Origin of the sequence: Streptomyces shenzhenensis (genome assembly GCF_021462265.1) — a bacterium.
Taxonomy (GTDB): Bacteria; Actinomycetota; Actinomycetes; order Streptomycetales; family Streptomycetaceae; genus Streptomyces; species Streptomyces shenzhenensis.
Genome location: NZ_JAJONF010000002.1, coordinates 1 through 25783 on the forward strand (window position 1 = coordinate 1; position 25783 = coordinate 25783).

The 25783-nt window shown below is 70.5% G+C and carries 27 protein-coding genes, 4 pseudogenes and 1 riboswitch; of the genes and pseudogenes, 17 read left to right on the top strand and 14 right to left on the bottom strand.

Features of this window, described 5'->3' with window-relative positions:
• A pseudogene (locus tag LQ326_RS02555) lies at positions 1 to 160 on the top strand (IS30 family transposase); the annotation flags it as partial.
• Here LQ326_RS02555 and LQ326_RS02560 read toward each other — a convergent pair.
• Positions 142 to 693 (bottom strand): annotated as a pseudogene (locus tag LQ326_RS02560) (helix-turn-helix domain-containing protein); the annotation flags it as partial. The pseudogenes LQ326_RS02555 and LQ326_RS02560 sit on opposite strands and share 19 nt — an antisense overlap.
• 76 nt (positions 694 to 769) lie before the next feature.
• Between LQ326_RS02560 and LQ326_RS02565 the strand changes: the two are divergent.
• The gene (locus tag LQ326_RS02565) at positions 770 to 943 is read left to right on the top strand and encodes a hypothetical protein (protein ID WP_234531934.1); all 174 of its coding nucleotides are present in this window, start codon (positions 770 to 772) and stop codon (positions 941 to 943) included.
• Positions 940 to 1218, top strand: a complete 279-nt coding sequence (gene pspAA / locus LQ326_RS02570; RefSeq protein WP_234531935.1) for a PspA-associated protein PspAA — start codon at positions 940 to 942, stop codon at positions 1216 to 1218. Before LQ326_RS02565 ends, pspAA begins: the two co-directional genes overlap by 4 nt.
• Before the next feature lie 100 nt (positions 1219 to 1318).
• Here the strand turns inward: pspAA and LQ326_RS02575 are convergent, their stop codons facing one another.
• The 6 genes from LQ326_RS02575 to LQ326_RS02600 form a co-directional block, all read right to left on the bottom strand.
• Entirely contained in the window at positions 1319 to 1846 is a 528-nt protein-coding gene (locus tag LQ326_RS02575; protein WP_234531936.1) for a DUF6448 family protein, read from the bottom strand.
• A gap of 170 nt (positions 1847 to 2016) precedes the next feature.
• Positions 2017 to 2298: a hypothetical protein gene (locus LQ326_RS02580; protein WP_234531937.1), complete on the bottom strand. Its 282-nt coding sequence runs from the start codon at positions 2296 to 2298 to the stop codon at positions 2017 to 2019.
• Between the two features lie 6 nt (positions 2299 to 2304).
• The gene (locus tag LQ326_RS02585; RefSeq protein ID WP_234531938.1) at positions 2305 to 2991 is read right to left on the bottom strand and encodes a methyltransferase family protein; all 687 of its coding nucleotides are present in this window, start codon (positions 2989 to 2991) and stop codon (positions 2305 to 2307) included.
• Positions 2984 to 3262 (bottom strand): hypothetical protein, encoded by a 279-nt coding sequence (locus LQ326_RS02590; RefSeq protein WP_234531939.1) that lies wholly within the window; start codon positions 3260 to 3262, stop codon positions 2984 to 2986. The genes LQ326_RS02585 and LQ326_RS02590 overlap by 8 nt, the downstream gene beginning before the upstream one ends.
• A gap of 31 nt (positions 3263 to 3293) precedes the next feature.
• Positions 3294 to 3575, bottom strand: a complete 282-nt coding sequence (locus LQ326_RS02595) for a DUF2933 domain-containing protein (protein WP_234531940.1) — start codon at positions 3573 to 3575, stop codon at positions 3294 to 3296.
• A gap of 51 nt (positions 3576 to 3626) precedes the next feature.
• Entirely contained in the window at positions 3627 to 3902 is a 276-nt protein-coding gene (locus LQ326_RS02600; protein WP_234531941.1) for an SHOCT domain-containing protein, read from the bottom strand.
• 209 nt (positions 3903 to 4111) lie between these two features.
• On the opposite strand from LQ326_RS02600, the gene LQ326_RS02605 reads away from it, so the two are divergent.
• The 4 genes from LQ326_RS02605 (at position 4112) to LQ326_RS02620 (ending at position 8537) form a co-directional block, all read left to right on the top strand.
• On the top strand, positions 4112 to 6919 hold the full coding sequence (locus LQ326_RS02605) for a heavy metal translocating P-type ATPase (RefSeq protein ID WP_234531943.1): 2808 nt from the start codon (positions 4112 to 4114) through the stop codon (positions 6917 to 6919).
• Positions 6916 to 7242: a metal-sensitive transcriptional regulator gene (locus LQ326_RS02610; RefSeq protein WP_234531944.1), complete on the top strand. Its 327-nt coding sequence runs from the start codon at positions 6916 to 6918 to the stop codon at positions 7240 to 7242. Before LQ326_RS02605 ends, LQ326_RS02610 begins: the two co-directional genes overlap by 4 nt.
• Before the next feature lie 214 nt (positions 7243 to 7456).
• The gene (locus tag LQ326_RS02615) at positions 7457 to 7804 is read left to right on the top strand and encodes a hypothetical protein (RefSeq protein WP_234531945.1); all 348 of its coding nucleotides are present in this window, start codon (positions 7457 to 7459) and stop codon (positions 7802 to 7804) included.
• Positions 7805 to 7910: 106 nt separating this feature from the next.
• Entirely contained in the window at positions 7911 to 8537 is a 627-nt protein-coding gene (locus LQ326_RS02620) for a phosphatase PAP2 family protein (protein WP_234531946.1), read from the top strand.
• A 593-nt stretch (positions 8538 to 9130) separates the two neighbouring features.
• Here the strand turns inward: LQ326_RS02620 and LQ326_RS02625 are convergent.
• The gene (locus tag LQ326_RS02625; RefSeq protein ID WP_234531947.1) at positions 9131 to 9856 is read right to left on the bottom strand and encodes a glutaminyl-peptide cyclotransferase; all 726 of its coding nucleotides are present in this window, start codon (positions 9854 to 9856) and stop codon (positions 9131 to 9133) included.
• 289 nt (positions 9857 to 10145) lie between these two features.
• On the opposite strand from LQ326_RS02625, the gene LQ326_RS02630 reads away from it, so the two are divergent.
• A complete protein-coding gene (locus tag LQ326_RS02630) occupies positions 10146 to 10304 on the top strand; it encodes a hypothetical protein (protein WP_234531950.1) in 159 nt (52 codons plus the stop codon).
• Between the two features lie 170 nt (positions 10305 to 10474).
• On the opposite strand, the pseudogene LQ326_RS02635 reads toward LQ326_RS02630, so the two are convergent.
• The 6 genes and pseudogenes from LQ326_RS02635 to LQ326_RS02660 form a co-directional block, all read right to left on the bottom strand.
• Positions 10475 to 11539, bottom strand: a pseudogene (locus tag LQ326_RS02635) (arabinofuranosidase catalytic domain-containing protein); the annotation flags it as partial.
• Between the two features lie 55 nt (positions 11540 to 11594).
• Positions 11595 to 12485, bottom strand: coding sequence for a CE1 family esterase (locus LQ326_RS02640; protein WP_234531953.1), 891 nt, complete (start codon positions 12483 to 12485; stop codon positions 11595 to 11597).
• Positions 12486 to 12550: 65 nt separating this feature from the next.
• Positions 12551 to 13507 (bottom strand): annotated as a pseudogene (locus LQ326_RS02645) (arabinofuranosidase catalytic domain-containing protein); the annotation flags it as partial.
• A 186-nt stretch (positions 13508 to 13693) separates the two neighbouring features.
• A complete protein-coding gene (locus tag LQ326_RS02650; RefSeq protein ID WP_234531954.1) occupies positions 13694 to 15676 on the bottom strand; it encodes an alpha-L-fucosidase in 1983 nt (660 codons plus the stop codon).
• Between the two features lie 902 nt (positions 15677 to 16578).
• Complete coding sequence (locus tag LQ326_RS02655; RefSeq protein WP_234531955.1) at positions 16579 to 17388, bottom strand: hypothetical protein; 810 nt, start codon at positions 17386 to 17388, stop codon at positions 16579 to 16581.
• 95 nt (positions 17389 to 17483) lie between these two features.
• Positions 17484 to 17735: a hypothetical protein gene (locus LQ326_RS02660; RefSeq protein ID WP_234531956.1), complete on the bottom strand. Its 252-nt coding sequence runs from the start codon at positions 17733 to 17735 to the stop codon at positions 17484 to 17486.
• Between the two features lie 159 nt (positions 17736 to 17894).
• Here LQ326_RS02660 and LQ326_RS47745 point away from each other — a divergent pair, with 159 nt between their 5' ends.
• The 9 genes from LQ326_RS47745 (at position 17895) to LQ326_RS02695 (ending at position 25739) form a co-directional block, all read left to right on the top strand.
• Positions 17895 to 18026 carry a hypothetical protein gene (locus LQ326_RS47745; protein ID WP_268206593.1) on the top strand — a complete coding sequence of 44 codons (132 nt, stop codon included), beginning with the start codon at positions 17895 to 17897 and terminating at the stop codon, positions 18024 to 18026.
• Between the two features lie 124 nt (positions 18027 to 18150).
• Entirely contained in the window at positions 18151 to 19023 is an 873-nt protein-coding gene (locus tag LQ326_RS02665) for a glutathione S-transferase C-terminal domain-containing protein (protein ID WP_234531961.1), read from the top strand.
• Between the two features lie 77 nt (positions 19024 to 19100).
• A riboswitch (SAM riboswitch) is annotated at positions 19101 to 19224 on the top strand.
• 383 nt (positions 19225 to 19607) lie between these two features.
• Positions 19608 to 20588 carry an amino acid ABC transporter permease gene (locus tag LQ326_RS02670; RefSeq protein WP_234531966.1) on the top strand — a complete coding sequence of 327 codons (981 nt, stop codon included), beginning with the start codon at positions 19608 to 19610 and terminating at the stop codon, positions 20586 to 20588.
• Positions 20585 to 21373, top strand: coding sequence for an amino acid ABC transporter ATP-binding protein (locus tag LQ326_RS02675; RefSeq protein ID WP_234531967.1), 789 nt, complete (start codon positions 20585 to 20587; stop codon positions 21371 to 21373). Before LQ326_RS02670 ends, LQ326_RS02675 begins: the two co-directional genes overlap by 4 nt.
• A 90-nt stretch (positions 21374 to 21463) precedes the next feature.
• Positions 21464 to 22489, top strand: coding sequence for an ABC transporter substrate-binding protein (locus tag LQ326_RS02680; RefSeq protein WP_234531969.1), 1026 nt, complete (start codon positions 21464 to 21466; stop codon positions 22487 to 22489).
• Between the two features lie 48 nt (positions 22490 to 22537).
• Entirely contained in the window at positions 22538 to 22885 is a 348-nt protein-coding gene (locus LQ326_RS48215) for a hypothetical protein (protein WP_308401846.1), read from the top strand.
• Positions 22886 to 22937: 52 nt separating this feature from the next.
• A complete protein-coding gene (locus LQ326_RS48555) occupies positions 22938 to 23033 on the top strand; it encodes a putative leader peptide (RefSeq protein ID WP_362746091.1) in 96 nt (31 codons plus the stop codon).
• Between the two features lie 66 nt (positions 23034 to 23099).
• Complete coding sequence (locus LQ326_RS02690; RefSeq protein WP_234531970.1) at positions 23100 to 24308, top strand: LLM class flavin-dependent oxidoreductase; 1209 nt, start codon at positions 23100 to 23102, stop codon at positions 24306 to 24308.
• 21 nt (positions 24309 to 24329) lie between these two features.
• Entirely contained in the window at positions 24330 to 25739 is a 1410-nt protein-coding gene (locus LQ326_RS02695; RefSeq protein ID WP_234531973.1) for an NtaA/DmoA family FMN-dependent monooxygenase, read from the top strand.
• Positions 25740 to 25783: the final 44 nt, after the last annotated feature.

Consider the following 25783-nt stretch of genomic DNA (forward strand, 5'->3'; position numbering starts at 1 on the left):
ACTGCTCCGGCAATACTTCCCCAAGCGCACCGACCTGAGCGTCCACACCCCCGAGCACCTGGCGGCCGTCGCCACCGAGATGAACAGCCGTCCACGCAAAACGCTCGGCTGGCAAACCCCAGCCGAGCGCCTCGCTAAGCTTCTGACCACAGGCACGTGACCAGCAGTGTTGCAACGACCCCTCGAATTCGCCGGCCGCCCGGGCTCTTTTACCTCGGCCCAGGTCGCCTCCTTCCAGGCGGTGACGGCCTGCTCGTCGCGCTCGGCGACCGGCCGTGCAGGCACCTGCGGGCTGAAGCCGAGCCGGTGCATCAGCCTCGTGGCACCCGAGACGCTGTAGGAGACGTGGAACTTCCTGCCGATCAGCGTGGCAACCCTCGCCGCGGTCCACGCCTGGTCCTCCACCCAGCCATGCGCGGCCGGTCCCTCGTCGAGGTATGCGGCCAGCTTCTCCAGACAGCGCGGGGACAGACGGCATCGTGACCCGCTCGGGCCACGTGACGCCGGCGCCTTCCCACCGCCTTCCCGCCACAACCGGTGCCACTGGTAAGCCGACTTCGGGCTCACCCGCAGGCGCCGCGCCACCTCCGGCGGCTTGATCTTCCGCTCGAACAGCTCAGCCGCCTGCATCCGTACAGTCTCCCGGTGCTGACGTCCTGCAGGAGTCAGTCCGCCCCCGTCCGCATACCTCACACACCACGGATACGGCCGCCGCGCCGGCCCTATCAAGCACTCCGAAAGAGTTCACCCTGACGAGCCGAAGTCAGGTATGCCGGCCAGGCGTGACGACATCCAGGCCGAGTTCGAGCGTGTGACCGCGGGCAGTGACGTGGAAGCGGAGCTGGCCAGGATGAAAGCACAACTGCCGACGGCGTCGGCCCCGGCGGCTGTGGAGGGCTCCGACGCCCCGCAGAAGTCGCCGGACCAGGAGACGACATCATGATCATGCGCATTCTCGGTGAAGGCCAGTACGAGATCGCAGCCGAGCACATGGACCGGCTCAACGAACTGGACACCGGCCTTCAATCGGCCGCCGAGGCGGGCGACGAGACGGCGTTCGCCACTGCCCTGTCGGCCCTGCTCGATGCGGTGCGCAGCCTGGGAACGCCGCTGCCGGACGAGGAGATCACGCCGTCCGATCTGGTACTGCCCGATGAGGACACCGGCCTCACGCAGGTACGGGAGCTACTGTCCGAAGAGGGTCTGATCCCGGGCTGAGAGGCGATGCGCAGCCACTTCGCCTGCGGACGCACGGCTCCACGCCGGCGCGCCCCCGACATCCCGGAGCAGGCGCCGGAACAGCGCCTGCTGCGGTTGCTCAGGAGCGCCGGGTTGGTGGGTGCGGGACGGCGATCGCCTGTTTGTACAGGTGGTGGGCCCACACCTGCAGGCCGAGACCGGCTTCCAGATATGCGCGGGCGGCAGCCACCCCCTCAGGGGCATGCTCCTTGAGCGCCATGGCGCGGCCGTGACGCTCTTCCACCTGCTCACGGATGATCTCGCACAGTACCCCTGTCAGTTCGTCCGCGGAGCCGGCGTCGAGGGCGCGCTCAGCAGCCGGGATGACCGGTCCGACATCGAGCCCGGCCGGCTTCAGCCCCGTGAAGGGAGCGCCTTCTCCGGAGCGGTGTACGCGGACGACCGTCTCGAAGAACCACCGGTCGGCCACTTCTCGTGCCTCCTGGCCGAGCGTCCGCACCTTGTCGGTGAGACCGAACGCCTCACGGACTTCTGGTTCCCCTTCTTCCGGCACGTAGGGCAGGATCTCGTCGATATCCCTTTCTTCCAGGGCTTTGCGCGCGGCCGTGACGACGGGACCGTCGAGAGAATCACAGTGCGGTGGCATCGCCGATCACCTCTTTCGCAACGTACTGCCGTCATCGACCCGCCGGGCGCGGGCCGGGAGAGGTACACCCCGATCGGGCAGCGGACGCCGGGAGCCGTCGTAGCGGCCCTCGTTCGCGGTGGTTGAGACGGTCTGCTCGTCACTGCCTTCGGGGGCGGTGGGATTGCTGGTCATGACGTCCTTCGGGCCTTGCCCGCTGTCCGGTTGGGGATGTCGCGCAGGGTGTCGGCGACGGCCCAGGTCAGTGCTGCGGCGATGCTGGTGGCGCCCCACAGGCCCCAGGCAGCGGCGGGCGCCTCGTCGGTCAGGAGTCCGGGGAGGGCGAGCACAGCGGCCACCGGCAGAGCGGTGGTCACCTCTCGCGACGGGCCGCCCACGCGGTGCACGCGGAATCCGCACGCGGTGACGATCAGGAGGCCGACGATGATCAGGACCCAGGTCAGTGCTGTCATCACGGCTCACCTCCGGGCGGCGGGCCGGTGCGGGCCGCGGGTACTGCCCGGCGGGCGCCGGACGGCCGGTGGCGCAGCTTCGGCCAGAACGCGGGAGTCGCGTTCGGCATAGGCGGTCCACTGTTCGCCGAAGTGGGCGGCGACTTCGCGTTCCTCGCTGCGGGCCAGCCGGGCGTACACGTACACCAGGATCGGGAACATGATCAGGGTGGGGATGGTCGGCCACTGCAGAAGGAACCCGATCATGACGAGGAGGAAGCCGTCGTACTGCGGGTGCCGCACCCATGCGTAGGGGCCGGTGGTGGCCAGGTGGTCGTGCTGGACGGCTTCGTGCAGGCGCCTCCAGGCGGCGGCGATCAGCCAGAATCCGGTGCCGATGGCGACGTAGCCGGCCAGGTGGAACGGGCTCAGGTGCGGATCGCCCGACCAGCCGGTCAGGTCGTTCCACAGGTGCCCGCCGGCGTGGGTGTTCTTCAGCAGCGGGAAGCGGGAGCCGAGCCAGCTGCCCAGCAGGTAGACGGTCAGCGGGATGCCGTACATCTCGGTGAACAGCGCGACGAGGAAGGCGCTGTAGGCGCCCATCGCGCGCCAGTCCCGCTTCGTCTTGGGGCGGAAGAAGCCGGCGGCGAACGCGATGAAGAGCAGGGTGCTGAGGACGACCAGCGGCCACAGGCCGTATGCGGCGTCATCCATGGCGGCCTCCCATGGCGGAGGCGGGGCGGGCGGGGGTGCGCCGCCCATGGGCGAGGCTGCTCATGCGCTGCTGGTAGGCGGCTTGGTCGACGCGGTGGTGCAAGTGCAGGCCCACCACTCTCAGCTCCGCGGCCTCCAGAGCAGCGCGCCGGCCCCGCAGACGGGCCAGCGGTGGCCGAGGGGGCTCCTGGCTGCCGAACAGCCGGGTGATGTCGTAGACGAGGGCGCCCAGGACCAGCAGGCCGATCAGTGCGGCGATCACGGCGGCCATAGCACTCACCTCCCGCCCGGGCCCGGGACGCTCAGAGCCGGCTGGACCCGGTGGGATGGTCGTGCTTGCGCATGGGGTCTCCCCTGCCCGAAGAGCTTGGGGAAGGATCCTCGTCCCGGTCGTCGTGCTGCTGATCGTTGCCGCCATGCATGTCCTGACCGTGCATGCCGCGCATCATGAAGAACATCATCAGCGGGCAGGCGACGACGAGGGCGAGCCAGATCAGGTTCTGCAGCGGCGCGCCGACGATCAGGATGGCGGCGACGACGATCGCGGCGGCGAGCGCGTACAGCCCGTAGTTGCGCTTGTTCATGACCGGCCTCCTCGGCGGAGGGCATGGCCGCAAGTGGTGCGGCCGGCGGTTTCAGGGTTTGGTGACGGGCCCGGCGCGCAGTGCGCTCAGGCGGCGCCGGTAGTCGTCCTCGTCGATCTCCCCGCGAGCCAGCCGCTCGTGAAGGATGTCCTCGGCCGAGGGCGTGGCCGGGGTGTGGGTGTGGGTGTGAGGGTGTTCCTGGGGCCGGTTCAGGGCGCGGAAGAGCAGCACCGCGAGGGTGATGATCAGTGCCCAGAACAGGATCATGCCGGCCGACATTGCGAACCAGCCCCAGCCGCTGACGTGGTGGTCGTACCAGAACATCATCGCCAATCACCCCTGCTTCGGCCTTGTACCCGTGGCCGGATGCGGAAGCGCACCCAGCGACTTCTTGCCTTCTCCTCCATCGTCCCGCCGCTGGGCGTGGCGGTCTGGGGCCGGATGGTCCCAGGCCAGTGGGCCGACCCGCCCCTACCAGGTAGGGGTAGTCGGGCGCAGGCTGGAGGAGGGGAATCGGCAAGGGAGGCGAGCCGCCCATGGGTGCCCTCGAAGTCGTTGTTGTCCTGGCCTCGGCTGTGCTGATCGCCGCGCTGGGGTGGTACTTCTTCGGTCCGCGCCGCGTCGGCGCCGCCCGCCTGGAGGGCGGTGTGCAGCGGGCGGAGGTGACGGTGCGGGGCGGCTACAGCCCCGACCTGATCAAGGTCCGCCAGGGCACGCCGGTGGAGCTGGTCTTCGACCGGCAGGAGGCCGGCGAGTGCACCTCCCGTGTGGTCTTCCCCGACCTGAAGGCCAGCGCGGGCCTGCCCGCCCACACCCGCACCACCGTGCGGCTGAACCCGGACCGCCCGGGCTCCTTCGGCTTCGCCTGCGGCATGAACATGATCCACGGCACGTTGCTGGTCGAACCCGCGGAAGGCTCCGCGCCGCCCGCCCCGGGCAGCCACGGAGCCACGGCCCCACCGCCTCCTGCTCCTCCTGCGCCCGGTGGGCCGTCGACGGGTGAGGAGCGGACGGCCGCGGAATCGGAGGCCGCGGACGCCGCCGAGCGGCAGGCGGAGATCAAAGACCTCACCCGCCGGCTGCTGCTGGGAGCGGTGCTCACCGCGCCGGTGCTGTTCGCGGTGATGGCGCACGAACTGTTCGGTGCCACCTGGGTGCCCGGCTGGATGCTGAACCACTGGCTGCAGCTGGCGCTGATCACGCCGGTGATGTTCTACACCGGCCGGCCGATCCATGTGACGGGCTGGCTGACCCTGCGCCACCGCGCGGCCGACATGAACTCCCTGATCACCCTCGGTACAAGTGCCGCTTACGGCTACAGCCTGCTGGTCACCCTCGCCCCCTTCCTGCTGCCAGAAGAGGTGCGTGAGGTCTACTTCGAGGCCGTCGGCGTCATCCTGACCCTGATCCTGCTCGGCCGGCTGCTGGAGGCCCGGGCGAAGGCCGGCACCGGCGAGGCCATCCGCGCCCTGCTGGGCCTGCAGGCCCGCACCGCCCGCGTCGTACGGGACGGAACCGAGCGCGAGATCCCCGTCGAGGACGTGGTGGTCGGCGACGAACTCGTCATCCGGCCGGGCGAGAAGATCCCCGTGGACGCCGAGGTCCTCTCCGGCTCGTCCGCGGTCGACGAGTCCATGGTCACCGGAGAGCCGATGCCCGTCACCAAGCACGCCGGCGACACGGTCATCGGCGCCACCGTCAACGGCACCGGCAGCTTGCGTGTCGGGGCGGCCAAGGTCGGCGCGGACACGATGCTCGCCCAGATCATCCGCCTGGTGCAGCAGGCCCAGGCGTCAAAGGCCCCCATCCAGCGGCTCGCGGATGCGGTGTCGGCGTACTTCGTGCCCGCGGTCATCGCCATCGCGGTCGGCACCTTCGCCATCTGGTTCGCCCTGGGCCCGTCGCCTGCGCTGACCCTGGCGCTGGTCTCGGCGGTCGCGGTGCTGATCATCGCCTGCCCGTGCGCGCTGGGTCTGGCCACGCCGCTGTCGGTGATGGTCGGCACGGGCAAGGGTGCCCAGGCCGGCATCCTGATCCGCTCCGCCGAAGCCCTGGAGACCGCGCACAAGCTGGACACCGTCGTGCTGGACAAGACCGGCACCGTCACCGCGGGCAAGCCCGTCCTGACCGACGTCCGCACCGCCGAGGAGTTCGACGAATCAGAACTGCTGCGTCTGGTGGCCGCGGCCGAGGCCGACAGCGAGCACCCGCTCGCGCAGGCCGTCGTCGCCGGTGTCCGTGACCGCGGCATCCGCCCGCCCGCCGCGACGGGCTTCGACTCGGTCACCGGCAAGGGCGTCCAGGCCACGGTCGACGGACGAGCCGTCCTGGTCGGCACCGCCCGGCTGCTGGGCGACGTCGGCATCGACACCACGGCGCTCACCCCCGTCGCGGCCGACCTCTCCGCCGAGGGCAAGACACCCGTCCTGGCCGCGGTCGACGGACGGCCCGCCGGCGTGCTGGCCGTCGCCGACACCGTCAAGGACGACTCCGCCGCCGCCATCGCGGCTCTGCAACACCTGGGTGTCGACGTCGTCATGCTCACCGGGGACAACGCCCGCACCGCCGCAGCCATCGCCGCACAGGTCGGCATCGGCCGGGTGCTGGCCGACGTGCTGCCCGAGCACAAGGCCGACGAGATCCGCCGTCTGCAGGGTGAGGGCCGCACCGTCGGCATGGTCGGCGACGGCATCAACGACGCCCCCGCCCTGGCCGCCGCCGATGTGGGACTGGCCATCGGCACCGGCACCGACGTGGCCATCGAAGCAGCCGACATCACCCTCATCTCCGGCTCCCTCGGCGGTGTCGTCACCGCGATCCGCCTCTCGCGGGCCACGATGCGCAACATCCGGCAGAACCTGTTCTTCGCCCTCGTCTACAACGCAGTCGGCGTCCCCCTCGCCGCCGGCGCTCTCTACCCGCTGTGGGGTATCCGGCTCAGCCCGATCATCGCCGCCGCGGCCATGGCGCTCAGCTCCCTGTCGGTCGTCACCAACGCCTCCCGGCTGCGCCGCTGGCACTCCCAGCCGCTGCCCGAGGCCCGGCCAGGCCCCGATCGGCCCCGGGCCGAGTCCGCCGCCGACCGCGCCCCGGCCGGCGACACACCAACACCGGCGCGCCCCGAGCACCACCCCGCATGGCAAGGCGAGGACGACGGCACGGTCACGGACCCGGTCTGCGGCATGCGGGTGGACAGGAAGACCGCCGCCGAGCACCGGCACACCGAAAACGGCACCTACTCCTTCTGCTCCGCCCACTGCGCCGCCACCTTCGACGCCGACCCGGACCCCTACACCGCCCCCACCACCGCCGACGGCACGCGTGAGGGAGACGAACCCCGATGACCTCCACCACCCCACGCCGCGCCCACGCCCAGCACACCCAGCCGCCCGGATACACCGACCACAAAGCCGACCACCTGGCCCGCCTGAACAAGATCGAAGGCCAGGTCCGCGGCATCTCCCGCATGGTCACCGACGACCGCTACTGCATCGACGTCCTCACCCAGATCACCGCCGCCACCCGAGCCCTTCAGGAAGTCGCCCTCGGCCTCCTCGACGACCACGTACGCGGCTGCGTCACCAACGCCGCCCGCACCGACCCCGCCCAGGCCGAGGAGAAGTACACAGAGCTCAGCGACACCTTGCGTCGCGCACTGCGCGTGTAAAGGCTGCTGGACCACCAGACACATTCCAGGGGCTACGGCCCCGTCCATGGGGTGCACGAAGGCGCGGGCCTGACGGGCCAGTGATCGAGGACCCAAAGGGCAACTGGGGTCATAGGTGCGGCGCTGTTCCTGCTGACGTTCCTGGCGGTGTTCACCGGCACTGTCCTGAAGCGGGACCAGGAGGGCTGCGAAGCCATGACCCGCAAACCTGGACGTGGCCCAACTGCTCGGCGGGGCCGGCATCTGGTTCACCGACAAGCTGACCGACCGGGTGTCCATCCTGCTGTGCCTGTTCAACGCCCAGGTGGTGATCGCCCCCGGCCTGGTCGTGCTGCTCTTTGTGTGGCACGCCCTGCTGCTCAAGCGGCACAGGATCTTCTCACACCCGGAGATCCCGGCCTCCGCCCTTGAGCCGTCCGAGCCGTTCACCGCCCACCTCAGGCGCGTGGCCGCCTGGGGAGCGTCGTCGTCCGACAGGGGCCGTACGACGGGCGCGGTCGCGGGCACGCGTCCTCGTCCGCGGGACCGCATCGAGGCCCGCGCACACCACCGGACCTTCTGAATTTTTACGCGCGTGTAGATGTTAGGGTGTCGTTCACCCATCCGCGGCTTGGTGTTATTGCGGTATCCGCCTGTCCGAAAGTCCCCGCCTGATGACCCTTCATGCCATGGCGCCCCTTGCCCTCGACGGCTCGCGCATTGACGGCTCGCTCTTCACGTCGGTCACCGACTTCGCCCGTGACACACCTTGGCTCAACGCCCCGGTCGCCCTGGCGACCAACCTCGGCCTCGCTGTCTTCGCGGTCCTGATGGTGATCGGCTGGTGGCGGGCCCGTCGCCGTGATGATGCGGCCATGGCCGCGGCCCTGGCCGCCCCGGTGGTGGTGGTGGCCGCCTTCGCCGTCGCCGAGGTCATCAAGAAGCTGGTCGCGGAGCCCCGCCCCTGCCGCGCCTTGCCGCACGACTTCTACGTCAACAGCTGTCCAGCGACCACCGATTACGCCTTCCCCAGCGGTCACACCACCGCCGCGGCCGCCACCGCCGCGGCTCTTTTCCTCCTCGACCGCCGGCTCGCCGCCGTCGCCGCGATCTGCGCGATCCTGGAGGGCTTCACTCGTGTCTACGTCGGTGACCACTACCCGCACGACGTCCTCGGTGCCATGGTCGTCGCTGCGCCCGTCGCCCTCGTTGCCGGCTTGGTCCTGCGCGGCCTGATCCGCCCGCTGGTCGCCCGCCTGCGCACCGGAGGCGCACTCCACCCCCTGCTCGCAGCCCACCCGGCCGCTGCTCGGTGAGCGGAGGCACTCCGAGCGCCAGTTCCCTGCAGAGGTGAACACATCGCGCTGCCCAGTCTAAGTTTTACACACGTGTAGTGGCTTCTGGTTGGTCGGAGCCGCTGAGTGCGCTGTCGGGAGTCCGGGCCTCGCGTGCAGTCTGAGCAGAAGGCCAACCATGTCTGTCCTGGCCTATCCCGACGAGGCGGTCAGTCCGCGCGCCTGCTCGCGTCCCGTGGCGAGCACGCGGCCGAGCCGATCGGTGTTCTTCGCGTGCCCGGCCGGGGCGGGACGCGGAGCCGCTGCCGCCGTCCGGAGCCAGGACCGCATCGGCCCGTCCGCGGGTGATCGCCCACTTCTGCCATTCCTGCTCGGCCAGGGCGAGTTCGGCCTGGATGCGGTCGGCCTCCTCACCAGCTGGTCGACTCGTCGGCGAGCGGCGAGATCGTGCAGTTCCAGCAGTCCGACGACCGACGGCATCCGTGACCTCCCGGGAGGCGGCGAAACGACAGGTCACCACTCCCGCGGAATCACCGACCTCATGCCCGACCAGCGAAATCGCCGTCCTCGAGCCGGGAAGGACAACACCCACTGAGGCAGGCGGCCGAGTCGCCTTATCGTTCGGCACGCTGTGTGCGGACGCGGTACACGTGCGGCCAGTACTTCCCAGTGATGAGCAAGTCGTGCGTGGAAGGATCCACGGCGATGCCGTTCACGTTGCCGGGACGCCGAGCAGCAGGCGGAAGATCCGGGAGGGCGCCGATGTGCAGGGTCGCCGTCACGCGCCCTGTGCTGGGATCGATGCGGGCGATCTCCTCGGTGGGCCAGACATTGGCCCACACGTCCGTGCCGGTGCACTCGAGCTCGTTCAACCCGCTTACGGGCCCGTCACTGTCGTGGACCGTGATCCGGCCCAGCAGCTCAAAGGACTGTGGGTCGCGCAGCGACAGGGTTGCGCTGCCGTCACTCATCATCAGCCGATCCCGTGCTCGATCGTGGCACAGACCCCAGCCCTCACCGTCGTAAGTCACCCGGCGCAGCTCGCCCAGGGTCCGGCCGTCCCTGAACACGGCCGTATGCTCACGCCACGTCAGATGCCACAGCCCTCCGTCGACCAGGGCCAGTCCTTCGCCGAACCATGAGGCGGGCAGCGCCACGCGTCGGCTCACCCGGCCCGAGGACAGATCTGCCTCCTGTACCCAGGACTGCCGGTATATTCCGGAGCTTTCGTACAGCGAGCCGTCCAGAACCTCCAGGCCCTCGGTGAAGGTGCCGACGTCATGCGGCAGTACCTGAATCACCTTCGCTTCCAGTTCCATTGGACCGGCAGGCGCTGCCATGGGGTCAGCCGAGGGCACACCGATCAGCCCGGAGAACACGATGAGGCATGCACTGACCGTCAGCCCCCGCAGGACTGACCGTCGCGGTCCAGCAAGGGGCAACAGAACCCTCCAGGGCAGAGCGGCAGGACGATTCCCGGGGTGTAAAACGGGCAATCCGGTCACGGTTGGCCGATTCTACTTTGGGAGCGCGGAGAAGGCGGCGCGGCCGGGGGTGGGGAATGTCGTGTTCAGCCTCGTCCGCGCAGTCGGAGGCCGGGCGGGGCCGGAAGGCTTGGGGGTGCCTCGGGTGGCCGCCATTGGGGCCGCCGCCCCGATCCACCTCGCGGCGGTGCGGCACTGCTTCGCCGAGCTGCTCACTCCCGAGCAGCTCGACGGCCTCGGCGACATCACCGAGGCCGTCGCCGGGCACCTCGCCGCCGAGCATGACGAGACGCTGTGCGGATGAGCCGTGGCTGTACGGAGGGCAGGCTCCGCTCCGGCGGCTTCGGCCGCGGCGACGGCCTCAGCCGTCGAGCGCGTGGACCCCGCTGGTGACGGATCGTCGGACGCGGCCGCTGGGGCGGCCTGCACCGCCCCAGCTCGTACCGCGTCAGCGCGCCTTCGGTGTTACTTCCCGTAGCCGGCTGCGGTGATGTTGGTCTGTACGGCGTTCTCGGTGGCGTCGGAGGGGTAGCCGCTGGTCATGACGCCTTCGTAGAAGGTGCCCGCGGCTCCGTGGCTGTTGTCGCCGCCGATGCCGAGGATGATGGCGCCCTCCTTCTTCATGGGGTTGTAGCCGGAGACGTTGGGGCGTGTGCCGTTGTAGAAGGTGGACAGGGAGCCGGACTGGGCGTTGCCGCCGCGGATGGCCCAGTGGTTGGGCTGGCCCTTGACGATGGCGGTGAGGTAACGGTTGCTGATCGAGGGGTCGTTGGCGTTGTAGCCGGCGTTGACCCCGGAGAAGAGGCCGTTCTCGAGGTCGGCCATGATCCAGGGGCCGTTGCCGGTGCCGTAGCCCCAGACCTTGATGTTGCCGAAGTAGATGGCCTCCATGGTGCCGTTGCCGTTGTCGCGGCTGTTGGTCTCGGCGTTGCCGTAGTCGAAGCAACAGCCGCCGTTGTAGTGGGTGCCGTCGAGGACGGCGTACATGCCTTCCGCCTGGTCGCCCTTGGCGACGCCGTTGGTGCTGTTGTTGCGGTAGCCGGTGCCGGGGGCGACGTAGACGCCGTAGGCCTTGTGGCCGGCGACCGTGATCGGTGCCGCGGTCGCGTTCGCGAGGTTGTCGTAGCCGCCCGCGGCCGGGCCGGAGAAGCCGCCGGGGGGCGCCTGGGTGAGGCGGTTGTTGCGTCCGGACTGGTCGTAGATGGCCGTGATGACACAGGACGTGCCGGAGCAGAAGGAGTCCTGCGCCGCGGCGTTGGCGACTCCGCCCGCGCTGAGGACGCCGATGTCGCGGGTGGCGTTGTCGGAGGCGCGGCGCACCTGGTACAGCGGGCCGTTGTAGGCGGAGTACAGGGCGCGGGTCGTGCTGTGGGCGGCCACGCAGGGGGTGCCGCCGGAGGCGTAGATGTCGCAGGGCAGCGAGCCGGCGGCCTGGGAGGCCGGGGCCGTGCCGGTGAGGATTCCGACGCCGAGCGCCGCTGCGGCTCCTGTGGACAGGAGGGAGCGCCGGGAGGGACGCAACCACTTTCGGATTGCCATGGAGGAACTCCTCTGGTTGTGGGGGGCGATGACGATGGGCTCGTGCGGTCGGCGGCTAGAACTGGGTGAAGAACTTCCACACTTCCGCGGGGACCCAGGTCCTGGAGCCGCTGTCTCCGCCGGCGCCGTCCTGCGGTGCGGCGATGTGTCCCTCGTCGAACGCGGCCCATTCGACGGGGTGTCCGGCCGAGCAGCCGGAGTAGGAGGTGATGCGGTGCGTCAGGCTGCCCTGGGCCGGTTCGGGCGGGTTCTGGGAGGCGCAGCCGTTGTTCCTGACGAAGCGGTCGCGCAGTGTCCGTCCGCCCGAGATGTTGAGGACGCCGTCCCGGACGCCGTGTATGCCGAGGTAGGCGATGGGCTGGGTGCCGCCGCTGCAGCCGCTGAGCTGTCCGCCGGACTGGACCGCCACCGCGCGGAAGACCGTCGCCCGGGAGCAGGCCAGCGAGTAGCTCATGGCGGCGCCGTAGCTGAAGCCCACGGCGAAGAGCCGGGAGGTGTCGACGCAGAGGGATCCCTCGATCTGGCTGATCATGTTGTCGACGAGGGTGACGTCCTCGCCGCCGCTGTTGGCCCAGCCGTTGTTCAGTCCCTGGGGCGCGACGAAGATGGTGCTGTTGTTCGCCAGTCGCTGCAGTCCGTAGTAGGCCCAGGTTCCCGTCTCCACCGTGCGGCCCGTGGCCACGTCGGTGGCGGTGCCGCCCAGCCAGTGGAACCCGAAGACCAGCCGGTAGGGGTGGCTGCTGTCGTAGTTGTCCGGGACCGAAAGGATGTAACTGCGGGTCTTGCCGCTGCTCTGGATCGTGTGTGTGCCGCTGGTCAGGCCGGGTGCCTTGCCACAACCGGCCGTCGCCACGGCGGCCTTGCCGGCCACGGGCGGCGCTGCGGGGCGTACGGCGCTGTGCATGGCGGTGCTCCCCATGGCGAGCGCCAGCAGTGCCGTGACCATGACAGGCCATAATCGGGATCTTGACATCAGCACTCCTTCGTATGGTGTCGTCGTGCCGGTAGGTGTCAGCGGTAGCCGGCGGCCACGACGTTCGCCTGTACGGCGTTCTCGGTCGCGTCGGAGGGGTAGCCCGCGACGATGGCGCCCTCGTAGAACGTGCCGGCGCTGAGGTTGGTGTTGCCGTTGCAGCAGTCCCCGCCGCTGCCGAGGATGATCGCCCCCTGCTTCTTCATCGGGTTGTATCCGTTGGGCAGGGAGCCGTCGTAGAGCGTGGCCAGGTTTCCGGACTGTGCGTTGGCGCCCTTCATCGCGAACCGCGTGGTTCCGTTGTTCTTCAGGGTCGCGGTGACGAACTTGCCGGTGAAGGCACGCTGGTTGGGGTTCCAGGAGCTGCTGCCGCCGGGGAACAGACCCCATTCGAGGTCGGCCTGGACCCAGGGACCGGAGCCCGAGCAGCCCCCGAACCAGCACGAGGTGCTGAAGTTGATCGCGTCCATGGCTCCCGGGCCGTCGGCCTTGCGGGTGGTCTCGCTGTTGCCGTAGTCGAAGCAGCAGCCGTTGTTGACATGTGTGCCGCTGGTGACCATGTACATGCCCTCGGGTGTGCTGCCGGTGGGCACGCCGGTCAGGTGGCCGTCGCGCCAGTAGCTGTTGCCGGGGTTGATGTACAGCGAGTAGGCCTTGCCGCCCGCGACACTGAGCGATTCGCTCGTCGCCTTCGCGGCGGTGTCGGAGCCGCCGATCCCGCCCGGACCCTGGTAGCCGAGCTTGTTGCCGTGCCCGGACTGGTCGTAGACCCAGGTGATGACGCATGTGGTGCCGGCGCAGAAGGAGTCCTGGGCCGCGGCGTTGGCAGGCCCGCCCGCCGTCGTGACGCCGATGTCCTTGGTCGCGTTGTCCGAGGAACGCCTGACCTGGTACAGGGCGCCGTTGTACGCCGAGTAGAGGGCGCGCACCGTGCTGTGGGCCGCGACGCAGGGCGTGCCGCCCGAGGCGTAGAGGTCGCAGGGCCCGGCACCGGCCGCCGACGCCGGCACCGGCCACGTCAGTGCGGCCAGCAGCAGGGTCAGGACCGCCGCCACGCACGCGGCAGCGGCCGCCATCGGACGCCGCGCGGCGGACGGGCGGCGCGGCAAGAGGTGGGGTGCAGGGGGCATGGGTTCACTCCTGGTCGCTGTGTTTCCGTCGGGGAGGGTGGTGCGGCGGGGTCAGACCGCGGTGACGGTCCACTGGAGGTTGGTGCTGCTGCCGGCGGACCAGAGCTTGACGGTCGAGCCGTTGCTGGTGTCGCCGCCGGAGTCCAGGTACGTTCCCGTGCCGCGGTTGGCGATGGTGTAGCGCCCGTTGCCGACACCGCTGATCTTCCACTGCTGGCTGTTGCCGCCGTTCCAGGCGTTCTGCCGGGCGGAGGCGCCGACGGTCGTGTCGCCGGCGCTGTCGGCCACCATGCCGTTGGTCCGGTTCACGATGCGGTGGTATCCGTTGCCGAGGTCCACCAACTGCCACTGCAGGTTGGTGGACCCGTCGCTGTAGGTCCACTGCTTCAGCACCGACCCGGAGGCGACGTTGCCGCCGCTGTCCAGGGCCAGGCCGGTGGTGACATTGCCGATCTTCACCCAACTGGTGGGCAGTGCACCCGCGTTCAGGGGTGGGAGCTGTCCCGAGAAGGTCAGCTTGACCACGTAGGCGGGGGCGTCGAAGGGTGCGGTGGCCGACGGCATGGAGATGTGCAGTCCCGAGCCGTCCTGGGTGCGGTTGGGGAGGTTGACGTAGGCGCCGGCCGTCGAGTCGAGCAGCTGGACCGATTTCAGCGTGGACAGGTCGATCCGGCTCGACGTCAGTGTGGTGACGTTCAGGGTGCTGCCGGGCCAGCCGAGGACCGTGGCGTAGAGGACGGTGTTGTCCTTGCTGCGGGTGAAGCGGATGTCGGTGTTCTTCCCCTCCACCGGTGTGGTGAAGGAACCGCCGCCCATCTTGGTGGGGCCTTCGCCGTAGGCCACCCAGGCCCGCGTGGCGTAGACCGATTCACCGAAGCGCCTGAGGTAGTCGCCGAAGCCCTGGAGGATGGACTTCTGGCCGGCCGGGATGGTGCCGTCGGCCATCGGGGCGATGTTCAGCACCATGGTGCCGTTCTTGCTGACGCGGTCGAGCAGGGCGTGCAGCAGGGCCTTGAGCGAGTAGTAACCGATGCCGGTGGTGTAGCACCAGCTCGAACTCGACACGGAGTCGTCGGTCAGCCAGTAGGGGGTCTGGATGTCGGCCGGCCCGCCCCGCTCGAAGTCGTAGACCTCACCCCGGTTGTTGAGGCCGTCCTTGTAGGTGGCGACGACGTCCCTGTTCCAGGAGACGGCCTGGTTGTAGTAGTGGGCGAGGAAGTCCAGCCGCTTCGACTCGTCGATGTTGTTGAGGTCGAAGTCCTGGTAGAGGATGTCGGGTTGGTACCCGTCGATGACCTCCTTGAGCTTGTCGAGCCACAGTTGCTGCTCCGTCGCCCCGTCGAGCTGGCCGTAGAGCTTCTTCAGGCTGGCGTCCGACTGCGCGGGCACGCTGTCGAAGTAGCCCAGGAAGTTGTAGGCGTGGTGCAGGGACACCCACAGCTTGAGGCCCTTTTTGCGGATGGCGTCGGCGTGCAGCCGCAGCATGTCGAGTCCGGGCCCCTTGGCGACCGAGTTCCACTCGTTGACGGAGCTGTTCCACTGGGAGAACCCGTCGTGGTGCTCGGCGACCGGCCCGGCGAACTTGGCTCCGGCGTCGGCGAACAGCTGCGCCCACTCGTCGGGGTCGAAGTTGCCGCCGGCCGATTTGAGCTCGGGAGCGAACTGGACGAAGTTGCCGGCCTTGTCCCGGGCGCCCAGGATGAAGTTGTGGTACGGCCATGCGGAGGGGTCGCCGTAGGTCGCCTTGTGGTGGGTGTTGCAGCCGTCGCCCGCCTTGTACATCAGGCGTGGGTACCACTCGCTGCCGTAGGCCGGGACGCTGTAGGCGCCCCAGTGGTAGTAGATGCCGAACTTGGCGTCCTGGAACCATTCGGGCGCGGGCGGGTGCTGGTCGACCGACGCCCAGCTCGCAGTGTAATTGCTCGGACCATTGGTGGCGTTGGCCGTACCACTGGGCAGCAGGCCTGCGGTGGCCGCCCCGGTGAGACCGCTCAGGATGAGCAGACTGCGGCGGCTGATTCCGGAAGAAGACACGGTGGGTCACCTCTTCGGTGAGTTGGGAGAGACCTGACGCGACGGCTGTCTCCCGGCATGCGTCAGCCGGGGTGCCGCCTGGGACGCGAACGGGGGAGGAGCGGCCGGGCGCGGGCGATCCCCTCAGGACGGATCGCTCCGGGGGGCCCGGCCGTCCCATGCCCATTCATCCGTCGTACTGGAGTCCGCCGGGCGTCAGTGGCTTCCTGAAGAGCCGAAACGGGCGTGACGGCCCTCGGCCCGAGAGCGGGGGAGCGCTGCTCGGCAAAAGCGTGGGGGTGTGGAGGGCATGCCGAACTCCAAGCGGTCAGGGACTGGTACGGGCAGTGCGGGTGCCGTGGTACGTGGTGCCTGTCGCGATTGCGTGGCGCGGCCGTGCGGGGTGGCGGAACCGGTGCCACGAAAGGCCGACTCCCCTTGCGTGTTCGTGATATCGAACAATGCTCGGGTCTTCGGACACTCAGGATGATAGGAGTCTCGTAGCGATCGTCAATACCTGCTGCCGCGATTCATCGGACATCTGATGGAGCGCCAGCGGCGCCACCCCCGTGGTCGGTTCGGCCGGCGCCTCATTTGAGCCACCTGCCCGGCCGGTGTCATGCCGAAGCGGTGTCATGGAGACTGCCGGTCGTCCTTCTTGCCCGCATCGGACGGACCAGGCGGCGCGGATGCGCGACCTGCTGGGAGCGGCGGCCGCGGCACCTTCGCGGAGGCCGCCGCGCGCACCCCCGTCGAGGTCACCGAGAAGGCGGTCGCGCGGGGCCGGTCCGTAGGAGGTGACCAGGAGGTGACTCGGTGCTCGCCGTCGGTGGCGGATCGGCCATCGGGCCTGGGCGAGGCGACTGCCTCCCGCGGTCGACGGTCATCGGTGCCGTCCCGCGACCTGGTCCGCCGGACCGCGCCTAGTCGAACTGGCTCGGCAGCGGGGCCGGGGTCTTGCCTGCCAGTACCTCCTGGAGGCGCTGGGCACCGTTCTGCACGGCCAGGGCGGTGCTGTCGTGGTCGACGCCGGACAGGCCGCCGTTGGTGACCGCCGCCCCGGAGGCGCCGACGCGCATCGCCGCGACGTCCAGGGTGGTCGTGGTGGGCTGCCCGTTCGAGGTGCCCTGGACGGTGACCGTGAGCGCCGCCAGCGCGTCGGCCACCTTGGGCGGTTCCTTGTACTCGACGACCTGCACGGTCCGCTTGCTGCCGTCCGAGGCGGTGGCCGTGAACTGGTTGCACTTCTCCGGCAGGCCCTTCAGCCAGTTGATCGTGGCGTCCATGGCGGCCTGGCCGTAGTCCCCCACCTGGTACAGCAGCCGGGAGTCGTCCGCGGTGAAGCCGCGCAGCCCGGAGGCGCCGGTGGCGCGGCCCAGCAGGGTGTCGGAGTAGAGGCTGTCCAGCAGTCGCTGGCAGTCGGCGGCAGCGGACCTGGCGTTGAGGAACTGAGCGACGTCGACCTTGCCGACCAGCATCTGGTCGCGCCAGGTGGCGGCGTCGCCGGCCAGTTGCCAGTCGTCCTCGATGTCGGCCGGTGTGATCAGCGCGGCCTGTGCCCCGGCACCGGTGAGGGCCGGGGTGGGGGAGGCGTCGGGGGAGCGCTCGACAGCGGGGGAGACGGTCGCGGCCTCGGGGGAGCCGCTGCTGTCCGAGCAGGCCGCCGTGGCGGACAGGGTCCCCGCCGCCAGGGCCGTGGCGAGAACACGCGCGGGTCGGGACGGACGGGTCATCGCGACTGCCTCCTCGGGAACGCGGTACGTCCCTCCACGCCACCACCGGCCAGGAGTGCCGACCACTCGCACGTGCCATTCGGGTGAGGCCGGGATCAGGCCGCCGCGATCCGTACCCGCCGGCTGCCGCAGCGCGGGCACACCGCGTCCGTGAGCGGCGACCGCACCGCCCGGCCGGCCTCGTCGACGTACTCCAGGGTGCTCTGCAGATCCGGGTCGGCGACCGGGTCGGTGAAGAACACCGCCTGGAAGGTGGCCTCCCAGCCGTGACCGCACCGGCCGCAGCGGAACGCGAAGGTCTCGGGCACGGCGCCCGGCACCGGCCCGGGACCCGGGGGCTCGGTCATCGGTTCCGGCTCCTGTCACTCGGCCTGAGTCACCAGCGCACCGCGCCTGCCGGCCGGCGGCAACTCGGGGCCGGACGTCCCGGGCGTGGACGCCCCCTTGACGCGGGGCACGGGCGGATCGACACTCCAGGGGGAATCCTAGTGAAAAGGTAGGGAAAGATGGGTCGCCTGCGCACGCTCACCGGCGGACCGCGCCGCGAGAGCCCCGCGCCCTGGACGGCCCCCCTGCTCACCTCCCGCCGCCACATCGACCTGCTGCGGACCTGCGGCGCCACCGGCCGCAGAGGCTGAGCGCCCGGTCCCGGCCGCATGCGCCGGGCGCCCGCCAGGACTCACCGAGCCGCACCGAGAACCCACCGACGAACCGCCCGCGCCGCGTGTACGTCCGCGCGCCCGCCCGCCCCCGGGGAGACGCATGTCCATCACTCCGCTCGCCGCCCTTCCGTCCGTCCGCACCACCCCCGCCTTCCGGGGCCGCATCGGGCGCGACGCCCGCAGCGGCCACTACGCGGTGCCGCGCCGCTACCGGCTGCACCTGTCCACCGCCTGTCCGGACGGCCTGCGCATCGCCGTCGGCCACAGCCTGCTCGCCCTTGACGACTGTTGTCCGGTCACCTTCCTGCCCGCCGTCCCGGACTGTCCCGACGGCAGCCACACCGCGCTGCGCCCGCTGTACGAGGCCAGCGCCCACCACTACTCGGGCCCGGCGCTCGCGCCGGTGTTCAGCGACGACTGGTCCGGCCGTATCGTCAGCACCCACAGCCGGGACATCCTGCGCGACCTGGACCGGCACTTCGGCGACGGCGTCGCCCGGCTCTACCCGTGCGGTTCCGGGGCCGAGATCGAGGCCGTGGAGCGGCTGTGCGCCGAGGACATCGAGCAGGCCGCACAACGGGCCGGCCGCGAGGGCGGCGACCCGGGGGCGCTGGAGGTGCTGCTCGCCGCCCTGGCCGATCTGGAGCGCCGGCTGACCGGGGTGGAGTTCCTGGTCGGCGGGCAACTCACGGCCGCGGACATCGAGTTGTGGATGGCACTGGTACAACTCGACACCGTGCACCGCAACCACCTGGACGCCGCCGCGGTGCACGCCGTCGCCGGCCACCCGGTGCTGTGGGCCTACGCCCGCCGGCTGGCCGCCCACCAGGCCTTCGGCGCCCACCTCGACCTCGACGGCATCGCCCGCCGCCATCACGGCCGTTGCCAGGGCCTGGAGGCCGCCGGCGCGGCCGTCCAGATCCTGGACCGGGCAGGCCACGTCGCGGATGCTCCCGGCGTTCCGCGCAGGTGAGAGCGGCCCGAACCGTCCCGCCAGTCGGACAGGCGTTGACATCCGTTCGGGCAACTGCGTTACTTGCGGACCAGAACGGTCAAGAGCGTCAGCGTCAAGCCCTGGCTTGCTGACCGGCAACCCTCGCATCGCGGTGGGGTGCCCCAGGTGACGACCGGACCGACGACGTTTCGGCAAGCGACGATTCGGTAAGCGCGAGGCCCCCCGGGGCCGACAGAACACGACAGGTGACGGACATGTACGCAGCCTCCAGGACGGCCCAGCGCCGCGCCGAGGGCTGCGTACACCCGTACCCGAGCCCGCTCGTCGCCGACCGCGCCGTCGACCTGCTCCGTGTCAACAGCGCCCTGTGTAGCGCGTGCACCGCACCGGGCCGTGCCCGCTGTCGGGTCTGACCAGGCCTTCTCGCCCAGCCCCCGCAGCCCCGCACCCCAGCGTCCCCGTCGGAACACCGGCCGTCCGGTGTGCCGCCGTCCGCCCAGCCCCGTGCCCGCGCGCCGCCGCGCACCCTGCCGTGCCCGAACACGGACCGGTGCGCGGCCCCCGCCGTGGGCACGTGGTGTCCGACTCCGCCGGAGCCCGCCATGAGTGAACCCCCAGGCGCCACCCTCGCCCCCGAGGCGCCGACCGCCGCCGACGAACCGCCGAAGTCCCTCACCGCCCAGCGCGTCGTGCCGCTGCGCCGGCCGGGACGCTGGATCGCCACCGCCGTCGTCCTCGTCCTGGTCGCCCAGTTCGTGCACGGACTGGTGACCAACCCCTTCTACCAGTGGGACCGCTGGGCCTACTGGTTCCTGCGGCCGACCATTCTCGACGGCCTGCTGATCACCCTCGAAGTCACCGCCTGCAGCGCGGTACTGGGCCTGATCGGCGGCATCCTGCTGGCACTGGCCCGGCTCTCGAGGAGCCCGGTGCTGCGCGCGGTCAGCTGGACCTACGTCTGGGCGCTGCGCTCCACCCCGCTCATCGTGGTGCTGCTCTTCCTCTACAACTTCAGTGCCCTGTACCAGACGTTGAGCGTCGGCGTCCCGTTCGGTCCGGCCTTCTTCTCCTTCGACGAGTCGAAGCTCGCCACCGACATGGCCATCGCCGTCATCGGCCTCAGCCTCAACGAGGCGGCCTACGCGGCCGAGGTGGTCCGCGGCGGCATCCTCTCCGTGGACCAGGGGCAGCACGAGGCGGCCGCCGCGCTCGGGCTGCCCAGGGGCTACCAGTTCCGGAAGATAGTGTTCCCGCAGGCGCTCAGGTCGATCATCCCGAACTACGTCAACCAGCTCATCGGCCTGATCAAGAGCACCTCGCTGGTCTTCTACGTCTCGCTGCTCGACCTCTTCGGCACCGCGCAGAGCATGGGCTCCACCTACCCCGGCGACATCGTGCCGCTGCTGCTGGTGGTCACCGTCTGGTACCTGATCCTGACCAGCGTCGTCTCCGTGATCCAGTTCTACGTCGAGCGGTACTACGCCCGGGGCGCCACCCGCGGCCTGCCGCCGACGCCGTTGCAGAAGCTCCGGGCCGGCCTCGGCGACCTGCGCGACCGCGTCCGCCGGGAGGCCGCCGTATGAGCACCGCCGACACCCTGGAGACGGCCCCCGCCGCCCTGGAGATCCACGACGTCCACAAGTGGTACGGCGCCCACCGCGTCCTGGACGGCGTCGACCTGACCATCCGCCCCGGCGAGGTCACGGTCGTCCTCGGCCCGTCCGGCTCCGGCAAGTCCACGCTCCTCAGGGTCATCAACCACCTGGAGAAACCCGAGATCGGCTACGTCAGCGTCAACGACGAACTGATCGGGGTGAAGCGGCAGGGCGGGAGGCTGAAGGAACTGAGCGAGCGCGCCATCCTGGCCCAGCGCGGCCGGATCGGCTTCGTCTTCCAGAACTTCAACCTCTTCCCGCACCTGACCGCGCTGGACAACGTGGCCGCGGCCCCCGTCGCCACCGGAAAGCTGACCAGGCCCGAAGCCCAGGCACTGGCCAAGGAACTCCTCGGACGTGTCGGCCTCGGCGAACGCGTCGGCGCCTACCCCCGTCAGCTGTCCGGCGGCCAGCAGCAGCGGGTCGCCATCGCCCGAGCCCTCGCCCTGCGCCCCGGCGTGATCCTCTTCGACGAGCCCACCTCCGCCCTGGACCCCGAACTCGTCGGGGAAGTCCTCGCCGTCATCAAGGACCTGGCCACCAGCGGCACCACGCTTGTCATCGTCACCCACGAGATCGGTTTCGCCCGCGAGATCGCCGACCGGGTCGTCTTCATCGACGGCGGAAAGGTCGTCGAACAGGGCCCGCCCTCCGAGGTCCTCGACAAGCCACGGCACGAACGGACCAGGGACTTCCTCAGCAAGGTCCTCTGAGGCAGGTTCTCCGGCCTCTGGCCGTGCCCCGCGCCTCCCGACTTCCCCCCACGCCCTCACCCTCATCACCGGCACCGACAAGGAACGGCCATGTCTTCCCACTTCACCCGACGCAGCCTGATCAGAGGCACCACCGCGGCGACCGCCGTCGCCCTGCTCGCCACCGGGCTCGCCGCCTGCGGTGGCGACAGCGACGCGGCCACCACCACCGGCAGTGCCAGGTCCGGCGCGGTCGTCGTCGGCCAGGTCTCCAACGGCGCCGCCACCCGGACCACCGTCAAGGTCTCCGAGGTCCCCTCCATCAGTGCCGAACTGCCCGCCGCCGTCAGGAAGAGCGGCACGCTGAAGATCGGCATCGGCGCCCTGCCCGCCGGCTTCCCGCCGCTGGCCTTCGTGGGCAGCGACCAGAAGACCCTGACCGGCTCGGAGCCCGACCTCGGCCGTCTGGTCGCCGCGGTCCTCGGACTCAGTCCCGAGGTCCGGAACTCCACCTGGGAGAACCTCTTCGTCGGCATCGACAGCGGCAAGGTCGACGTGGCCTTCTCCAACGTCACGGACACCGAGGAGCGCAAGAAGAAGTACGAGTTCGCGTCCTACCGGCAGGACAACCTCGCCTTCCTCGTGCGAAAGAAGAGCACCTGGAACTTCGACGGCGACTACGAGACCCTCGCGGGCAAGACGGTCGCGGTCGGTTCCGGCACCAACCAGGAGAAGATCCTCCTGGAGTGGAAGGCGAAGCTCGCCAAGGAGGGCAAGAAGCTCACCGTCAAGTACTTCCAGGACAGCCCCAGCACCTACCTCGCCCTGAACAGCGGCAGGATCGACGCCTCCTTCGGCCCCAACCCCGGCTTCGCCTACCACAACAGGCAGACCGCAGGCACGCCGAACGCGACGCGCACGGCGGGCACCTACTCCGGTGCCGGCGCGAGCCTGCAGGGCCTGATCGCGGCCACCGCGAAGAAGGACAGCGGACTCGCCAAGCCCCTCGCCGACGCGATCAACCACCTGATCGAGCACGGCCAGTACGCCCAGTGGCTCAAGGCCTACGACCTCTCCGACGAAGCCGTGGCCAAGTCCGAGGTCAACCCGCCCGGACTGCCGCTCGACAACTCCTGACGGCCTATCAGAAAGCAATCCGGTAGAGCGAGAAAGGACCGCATCTCCGTGACCCTCCAGACCGGCCGCCACGGAGGCGGGGTCCCGCCCGCACCCGATCCGTCCCCGCCCGGCAACGCCGTCCGGCCGGCCTTCGCCGGTCCGGGAGGCACTGCCCGGCCGGCCGGAGAGCAGCGCCGTCCGCACCGGCCGCGGCGCCGGGGCCCGGCCACCCGCCTCGTCCGCGCGGTCGCCGCCGGCGTCCGCGAGCGCGGCGGCACAGCATTCCCGCACGCGGCCCCGAGCTGCGCGAACGCGGTCCGGCCGGACGAGCCCACCGGCTTCACCGAGCGGCTGCGCGGCCGCACCCTGCTGCCGCGCGGACCGGGAACAACCACGAAGGCCGGTCTGTTGTGAGTCACGACGAGGTGTACGCGACGCACGCGGAGCAGGCCGGGAGGTGCGGGACATGACACCTGTGCTCAGCCCCAGCCGGCGTACCGTCCTGCACTCCCGGCCGCACATCGACCTCCAGCGCGTGGCCGGCGCGCTCTGTTGTTCCTGACCTGCTGTCCCCGCCGCGCCCTTTTCTCCGGCGCGCCCTCGTACGGACCTTCAGGAAGGCACCACTGTGTCCTCATCTCCCGCTTCCCCTCTGCACCTCGCCGTCGCCCTGGACGGCACCGGCTGGCACCCCGCCTCCTGGCGCGAGCCGGTCGCCCGCCCCCGCGAACTGTTCACCGCCGGCTACTGGGCGGACCTGGTCGCCGAGGCCGAGCGCGGTCTCATCGACTTCGTCACCATCGAGGACGGCCTGGGCCTGCAGTCCTCTGACTACGGCGAGCCGGACGGCCGCACCGACCAGGTCCGCGGCCGCCTGGACGCCGTCCTGATCGCGTCCCGGATCGCGCCCCTGTCCCACCACATCGGCCTGGTGCCGACGGTGATCGCCACCCACACCGAGCCGTTCCACATCTCCAAGGCGATCGCCACCCTGGACTACGTCAGCACCGGCCGCGCCGGGCTGCGCGTGCAGATCTCCGCCCGTCCGTACGAGGCGGACCACTTCGGCCGCCGCACCTTCCCGCCGATCGACCTCGCGGAACTGCGGTCCCCGGCCGGGCAGGAGCGGCTCACCGAACACTTCGACGAGGCCGCCGACTACATCGAGGTGGTACGCAGGCTCTGGGACAGCTGGGAGGACGACGCCGAGATCCGGGACGCCGCCACCGGCCGCTTCATCGACCGGGACAAGCTGCACTACATCGACTTCGAGGGCCGTCACTTCAGCGTCAAGGGCCCCTCCATCACCCCGCGTCCCCCGCAGGGCCAGCCGCTCGTCACCGCCCTCGGCCACCAGACCGTCCCCTACCGGCTGATCGCCCGCCAGGCCGACGTCGGCTACGTCACCCCGCGGGACGGCGCCGACGCCCGCGCGATCGTCGCCGAGATCCGCGCCGAACAGGAGGCGGCCGGACGCGCGGGCGACACCCTGCACGTCTTCGGCGACCTCGTGGTCTTCCTCGACGACGACCCGGCCGCGGCCACCGCCCGCAAGGAACGCCTCGACGCCCTCGACGGCGGCGCCTACACCAGCGACGCCCGGATCTTCACCGGGACGGCGGCCGAACTCGCCGATCTGCTGGAGGAGTTCGCCGCCGCGGGCCTCACCGGCTTCCGGCTGCGGCCCGCCGTACTCGGCCACGACCTGCCGCGCATCACCGCGGACCTGGTGCCCGAACTCCAGCGCCGCGGCCGCTTCCGCACCGCCTACGAGGCCGGCACCCTGCGCGGCCTGCTCGGGCTCGCCCGCCCCGCCAACCGCTACGCCGCCGCCTGAGCCGGAAGGACCGCACCCGACATGAGCAAGCCGCAGAAGCAGATCCATCTGGCCGCGCACTTCCCCGGCGTCAACAACACCACCGTGTGGAGCGACCCGGCCGCCGGCAGCCACATCGAGTTCAGCTCCTTCACCCACTTCGCGAGGACCGCCGAACGCGCCAAGTTCGACTTCCTGTTCCTCGCCGAGGGCCTCAGGCTGCGCGAACAGGGCGGCAGGATATACGACCTGGACGTGGTCGGCCGCCCCGACACCTTCACGGTCCTCGCCGCACTGGCCGCCGTCACCGACCACCTCGGCCTGACCGGCACCATCAACTCCACCTTCAACGAGCCCTACGAGGTGGCCCGCCAGTTCGCCAGCCTCGACCACCTCTCCGGCGGCCGGGCCGCCTGGAACGTGGTCACCTCCTGGGACGCCTTCACCGGCGAGAACTTCCGGCGCGGCGGCTTCCTGCCGCAGGAGGAGCGCTACTCGCGCGCCAAGGAGTTCCTCGCCACGACGAACGAACTCCTCGACTCCTGGCACGGCGACGAGATCCTCGCCGACCAGGCCACCGGCACCTTCCTGCGCGACGCGAAGGCCGGCTCCTTCGTGCACAAGGGCCCCCAGTTCGACATCCACGGCCAGTTCAACGTGCCCCGCTCCCCGCAGGGCCGCCCGGTGATCTTCCAGGCCGGCGAGTCCGACGAGGGCCGCGAGTTCGCCGCGTCCAGTGCCGACGCGATCTTCAGCCGGTACGCCACCCTCGACGCCGGCCAGGCCTTCTACACCGACGTGAAGTCCCGCCTCGCCAAGTACGGCCGCCGCCCCGGCGACCTGCTGATCCTGCCCGCCGCCAGCTTCGTCCTCGGCGACACCGACGCGGACGCCGAGGAACTCGCCCACCAGGTGCGCCGCCAGCAGGTCAGCGGCGCGACGGCCCTCAAGCACCTGGAGTTCGTCTGGAACCGGGACCTGTCGTCGTACGACCCGGAGGGCCCGCTGCCCGACGTGGACCCGCTGGTGAGCGAGGAGCACATCTCCCGGGGGCGCGCCCAGGTCCGGATGTACCGTGACCCGATCGCCGTCGCCCGCGAGTGGCGCGAACTCGCCGAGGCCAACAAGTGGTCCATCCGCGATCTCGTGATCAACACCGGCAACCGGCAGACCTTCGTCGGCTCCCCGGCCACCGTCGCCCGCACCATCAACGACTTCGTGCAGGCGGACGTCTCCGACGGCTTCATCCTGGTCCCGCACATCACCCCCGGCGGCCTCGACACCTTCGCCGACACGGTCGTACCGCTCCTCCAGGAGCAGGGCGTCTTCCGCACCGAGTACGAGGGCACCACCCTGCGCGACCACCTCGGCCTCGCCCTCCCCCAGTCTCGGCTTCGCTCGACCGGGGGGACCCCCATCGACGAGCCCAGGGACGAGCGGGCGGCGTCGTGACGGCGAGCCCGAAGCCGGCGGACACCGCGCCGACCACGGCGTAG

Coding starts and splice junctions, on each gene's coding strand:
- LQ326_RS48555 (WP_362746091.1), top strand. CDS start 22,938: ATGACACCTGTGCTCAGCCCCAGCCGGCGTACCGTCCTGCACTCCCGG.
- LQ326_RS02595 (WP_234531940.1), bottom strand. CDS start 3,575: ATGAACAAGCGCAACTACGGGCTGTACGCGCTCGCCGCCGCGATCGTC.
- LQ326_RS02620 (WP_234531946.1), top strand. CDS start 7,911: ATGGCGCCCCTTGCCCTCGACGGCTCGCGCATTGACGGCTCGCTCTTC.
- LQ326_RS02585 (WP_234531938.1), bottom strand. CDS start 2,991: ATGGATGACGCCGCATACGGCCTGTGGCCGCTGGTCGTCCTCAGCACC.
- LQ326_RS02580 (WP_234531937.1), bottom strand. CDS start 2,298: ATGACAGCACTGACCTGGGTCCTGATCATCGTCGGCCTCCTGATCGTC.
- LQ326_RS02600 (WP_234531941.1), bottom strand. CDS start 3,902: ATGATGTTCTGGTACGACCACCACGTCAGCGGCTGGGGCTGGTTCGCA.
- LQ326_RS02675 (WP_234531967.1), top strand. CDS start 20,585: ATGAGCACCGCCGACACCCTGGAGACGGCCCCCGCCGCCCTGGAGATC.
- LQ326_RS47745 (WP_268206593.1), top strand. CDS start 17,895: ATGGGTCGCCTGCGCACGCTCACCGGCGGACCGCGCCGCGAGAGCCCC.
- pspAA (WP_234531935.1), top strand. CDS start 940: ATGATCATGCGCATTCTCGGTGAAGGCCAGTACGAGATCGCAGCCGAG.
- LQ326_RS02605 (WP_234531943.1), top strand. CDS start 4,112: ATGGGTGCCCTCGAAGTCGTTGTTGTCCTGGCCTCGGCTGTGCTGATC.
- LQ326_RS02655 (WP_234531955.1), bottom strand. CDS start 17,388: ATGACCCGTCCGTCCCGACCCGCGCGTGTTCTCGCCACGGCCCTGGCG.
- LQ326_RS02665 (WP_234531961.1), top strand. CDS start 18,151: ATGTCCATCACTCCGCTCGCCGCCCTTCCGTCCGTCCGCACCACCCCC.
- LQ326_RS02680 (WP_234531969.1), top strand. CDS start 21,464: ATGTCTTCCCACTTCACCCGACGCAGCCTGATCAGAGGCACCACCGCG.
- LQ326_RS02695 (WP_234531973.1), top strand. CDS start 24,330: ATGAGCAAGCCGCAGAAGCAGATCCATCTGGCCGCGCACTTCCCCGGC.
- LQ326_RS02640 (WP_234531953.1), bottom strand. CDS start 12,485: ATGGTCACGGCACTGCTGGCGCTCGCCATGGGGAGCACCGCCATGCAC.
- LQ326_RS02575 (WP_234531936.1), bottom strand. CDS start 1,846: ATGCCACCGCACTGTGATTCTCTCGACGGTCCCGTCGTCACGGCCGCG.
- LQ326_RS02565 (WP_234531934.1), top strand. CDS start 770: ATGCCGGCCAGGCGTGACGACATCCAGGCCGAGTTCGAGCGTGTGACC.
- LQ326_RS02625 (WP_234531947.1), bottom strand. CDS start 9,856: ATGGCAGCGCCTGCCGGTCCAATGGAACTGGAAGCGAAGGTGATTCAG.
- LQ326_RS02660 (WP_234531956.1), bottom strand. CDS start 17,735: ATGACCGAGCCCCCGGGTCCCGGGCCGGTGCCGGGCGCCGTGCCCGAG.
- LQ326_RS02670 (WP_234531966.1), top strand. CDS start 19,608: ATGAGTGAACCCCCAGGCGCCACCCTCGCCCCCGAGGCGCCGACCGCC.
- LQ326_RS02610 (WP_234531944.1), top strand. CDS start 6,916: ATGACCTCCACCACCCCACGCCGCGCCCACGCCCAGCACACCCAGCCG.
- LQ326_RS02590 (WP_234531939.1), bottom strand. CDS start 3,262: ATGGCCGCCGTGATCGCCGCACTGATCGGCCTGCTGGTCCTGGGCGCC.